Source organism: uncultured Cellulomonas sp. (assembly GCF_963527515.1).
GTDB lineage: Bacteria > Actinomycetota > Actinomycetes > Actinomycetales > Cellulomonadaceae > Cellulomonas.
In genome coordinates, this window is sequence record NZ_CAURTV010000188.1 from 1 (window position 1) to 3,062 (window position 3,062).

Consider the following 3,062-nt stretch of genomic DNA (forward strand, 5'->3'; position numbering starts at 1 on the left):
AGCCTGGCGGAGCTCGCCGCCGTGCTGGCCGGCGCGGACGCGGTCGTCGTGGGCAACACCGGGCCGGCGCACCTGGCGGCGGCCGTGGGCACCCCCGTCGTGTCCCTCTTCTCCCCCGTCGTGCCGGCCGACCGCTGGGCACCGTTCGGGGTGCCGCACGTCCTCCTCGGAGACCAGGACGCCGCGTGCGCCGGCACCCGGGCGCGCGCCTGCCCGGTGCCGGGACACCCGTGTCTCGCGTCGGTCACCAGCGGACAGGTCGTCGCTGCGGTCGACGCACTGGCCCGCGCGGCCCGACCGGAGGTGCCGGCATGAGGGTGCTCGTCTGGCACGTGCACGGGTCGTGGATGACGTCCTTCGTCCAGGGTCCCGACGACTTCGTCGTGCCGGTCGACGACGCCCGGTCGCCGGACGGCCTCGGCCGCGCCCGGACCTGGGAGTGGCCGGCCTCGGCGCGTGAGGTCCCGCTCGCACGGCTGCGCGACGAGCCCGTCGACGTCGTCGTCCTGCAGCGGCCCCGCGACCTCGAGCTGGTCACGCGATGGACCGGCCGGCGTCCGGGGGTCGACCTGCCGGCGGTCTATGTCGAGCACAACACCCCGGCCGGCCCCGCCGCCGCGACGCCGCACCTCCTGGCCGACCGGTCCGACGTCGTCGTCGCCCACGTCTCCGACTTCAACGCACTCATGTGGGACTGCGGGCGGGCCCCGACGACGGTGATCGACCACGGCATCCCCGACCCCGGGTACCGGTACACCGGGCAGCGCGAGCGCATCGCCGCGGTGGTCAACGAGCCCGTGCGGCGCTGGCGCGTGGCGGGGACCGACGTGCTGCTCGAGGTGGCGGCGCGGGTGCCGGTCGAGGTCTACGGCATGGGGGTCGCCGCGCTGGCCGAGCACGCACCAGGGCTCGCCCCGCACCTGCACACCGACCTGCCACAGGCGCGGCTGCACCACGACCTCGCCGACGCGCGCGCGTACCTGCACCCGTACCGCTGGACCAGCCTCGGGCTCTCCCTCATCGAGGCGATGACCCTGGGCATGCCGGTCCTCGCCGTCTCCGCCACGGCCGTCCCGGAGGCGGTCCCCCCGGAGGTCGGGGTGGTGAGCGCCCGCCCCGCTCGGCTGGTCGAGGCGGCCCGCCGCTGGCTGCACGACGCCGACGACGCACGGGCGCACGGGCTCGCAGCGCGGCAGCACGCCCTGCAGCACTTCGGTCTCGACCGGTTCCTGTCCGACTGGCAGTCCTTGCTCAAGGAGGTGACGCGATGAGGATCGCGATGGTGTCCGAGCACGCGAGCCCGCTGGCGACGCTCGGTGGCGTCGACGCAGGCGGTCAGAACGTCCACGTCGCCGCCCTGAGCGCCGCCCTGGCCCGGGCGGGCCACCAGGTCGACGTCTACACCCGGCGTGACGACCCCGACCTGCCGGAGTCCGTCGAGCTGGTCCCGGGCGTCACCGTCGTGCACGTCGCTGCCGGACCGCCGCGACAGGTGGCCAAGGACGAGCTGCTCCCCTGGATGCCCGAGTTCGGTGAGGTGCTCGGCCGGGCCTGGAGCGGTGAGCGGGTGCCCGACGTGGCGCACGCGCACTTCTGGATGTCCGGGCTCGCCAGCCTGCAGGCCTCGTCCGTGACCGGTGTCCCCGTCGCCCAGACGTTCCATGCGCTGGGCTCCGTGAAGCGGCGACACCAGGGCGACAAGGACACGAGCCCGCCCGGGCGCATCGTCGCGGAGACCTCGATCGGCCGCCGCGTGGACGTCGTCGTGGCCACGTGCTCCGACGAGGTGGCCGAGCTCGGCCGGCTCGGTGTCCCCCCGGGCCACATCCGCGTCGTGCCGTGCGGCGTGGACACGACGCACTTCCGTCCCCGAGGCGCCGACCACACCGCCGGGCCGCCCCGCCGCGCACGCCACCGCCTGCTGTGCATCGGACGGCTGGTGGAGCGCAAGGGCATCGAGACCGTGGTGAGCGCGCTGGCCCAGCTCCCGGACGCGGAGCTCGTCGTGGCGGGGGGACCGGACGCCGCCCTGCTCGACGGCGACGCCGAGGCCCGGCGGCTGCTCGAGCTCGCCACCGCGACCGGTGTGCGTGAGCGGGTGCACCTGGTCGGCCGGGTCGACCACGACGACCTGCCCGCCCTGGCAGCCTCCGCCGACGTCGTCGTCGCGACCCCGTGGTACGAACCGTTCGGGATCGTGCCCATCGAGGCCGCGGCGTGCGGCATCCCCGTCGTCGGTTCCGCCGTCGGCGGCCTGCTCGACACGGTCCAGGACGGCCGGACCGGGCTCCTCGTCCCGCCGCGCGACCCGGCCGCCCTGGCCACCGCGCTGCGCTCCCTGCTCGACGACCCGGAGCGCCGGGCCGCGTTCGGCGCGGCCGCTCGCCGCCGTGCGGTGAGCAGGTACGGCTGGGACCGGGTGGCCGCGCAGACGGAGCTGGTCTACCGCACCATGGCGCACCGGTCGGTGCTCACGGAGGTGGCAGCGGGATGACCGGGACCGGGTGGCTCGGGGAGCACCTCGAGGAGCTGGCGGGCTCCCTCGCCGCGGTGCAGGAGCAGTCGGCGACCGTCGAGGGGTGGGGCTGGCAGCTGGCCGACCGCCTGGTCGCGGGCGGCCGACTGCTCGCTGCGGGCAACGGCGGCAGCGCTGCGGAGGCCCAGCACCTGACCGCCGAGCTGGTCGGGAGGTTCGTCGCCGAGCGGCGGCCGTACTCGGCGATCGCGCTGTGCGCGGAGACCTCGAGCCTGACGGCGATCGTCAACGACTACGGCGCGGAGGAGATGTTCGCCCGGCAGGTCGAGGCGCACGGCAGGGCCGACGACGTCCTCGTCCTGCTCTCCACGTCGGGACGCAGCCCGAACGTCGTGCGCGCCGCCGAGCGCGGTCGGGCGCTCGGGCTGCAGGTGTGGGCGCTCACCGGCCCGGGTCCGAACCCGCTCGCCGACGCAGCAGACGCCGCCGTGTGCGTGCCGGCCGCGTCGACCGCTGGGGTGCAGGCCGTGCACCTGGTGCTCGTGCACGCGCTGTGCGCGGCCGTGGACGCGCACCTGGCCGCGCG

Annotated in this window: 4 protein-coding genes; all 4 read left to right on the forward strand. The window is 75.9% G+C overall.

All coding sequences use genetic code 11. The annotated features are described in order from the left end of the window. A partial coding sequence (locus RYN42_RS20105) for a glycosyltransferase family 9 protein (RefSeq protein WP_315099389.1) occupies window positions 1-315 on the forward strand: 315 nt, incomplete at its 5' end. Next, complete coding sequence (locus RYN42_RS20110; protein ID WP_315099392.1) at window positions 312-1,271, forward strand: glycosyltransferase; 960 nt, start codon at window positions 312-314, stop codon at window positions 1,269-1,271. The genes RYN42_RS20105 and RYN42_RS20110, both read left to right, overlap by 4 nt. Further along, on the forward strand, window positions 1,268-2,494 hold the full coding sequence (locus RYN42_RS20115) for a glycosyltransferase (RefSeq protein WP_315099395.1): 1,227 nt from the start codon (window positions 1,268-1,270) through the stop codon (window positions 2,492-2,494). The genes RYN42_RS20110 and RYN42_RS20115 overlap by 4 nt, the downstream gene beginning before the upstream one ends. After that, window positions 2,491-3,062 (forward strand): SIS domain-containing protein (locus RYN42_RS20120; RefSeq protein ID WP_315099397.1); only part of this gene is annotated, 572 nt, incomplete at its 3' end. The genes RYN42_RS20115 and RYN42_RS20120, both read left to right, overlap by 4 nt.